The sequence below is a fragment of the Bacillus sp. G16 genome (genome assembly GCF_021282335.1).
Taxonomy (GTDB): domain Bacteria; phylum Bacillota; class Bacilli; order Bacillales; family Bacillaceae; genus Bacillus; species Bacillus inaquosorum.
Genome location: NZ_JAJSOZ010000065.1, coordinates 1 through 511, shown reverse-complemented (window position 1 = coordinate 511; position 511 = coordinate 1). Strand labels below are relative to the sequence as shown.

The following is a 511-nucleotide window of genomic DNA, read 5'->3' as shown; positions in this document are numbered from 1 at the left end:
CGCCGAGGCTCCACGGCCGGGCGCCGACGTCGTCGGTCGACCGCGGGGGCCACGGGTCCCACCCGTCACTTCCCCGTCGTGTTCCATCCGTCCGATCCGATGCCGAGGTCTGCCGTGTCCCACACCCCCGTCCGCTCCCGCCGACTGCGCTCCGCCCTGACCGGCGGTGCGGTGCCCCTGCTGCTGCTCACCGGTCTGCCCGCCCAGGCCCACGCCCAGGAGGCGGCGGTGCACACCGTGCGCCCGGGCGACACCCTCACCCGGATCTCGGCCGCCCGCGGCGTCTCCGTCGCCGACCTGCTGCGGTTCAACGGCCTGGGCCTGGAGACCGTGCTCTACCCGGGTGACGAGCTCCGCCTGACCGGCGCGGCGGCCCCGGCCCCGGCCGCCGGGACCTACACGGTGCAGCCGAACGACGGGTGGTGGGTCATCGCCCGACGCACCGGCGTCTCCGCCGCGCAGCTGCAGCGCCTCAACGGCATGAGCGCGTCGAGCATGCTCCACCCGGGCA

General features: G+C 76.1%; 1 protein-coding gene. It reads left to right on the top strand.

Features of this window, described 5'->3' with window-relative positions:
* Positions 1 to 171: 171 nt before the first annotated feature.
* A partial coding sequence (locus tag LWH95_RS21565) for a lytic transglycosylase (protein WP_232920357.1) occupies positions 172 to 511 on the top strand: 340 nt, incomplete at its 3' end.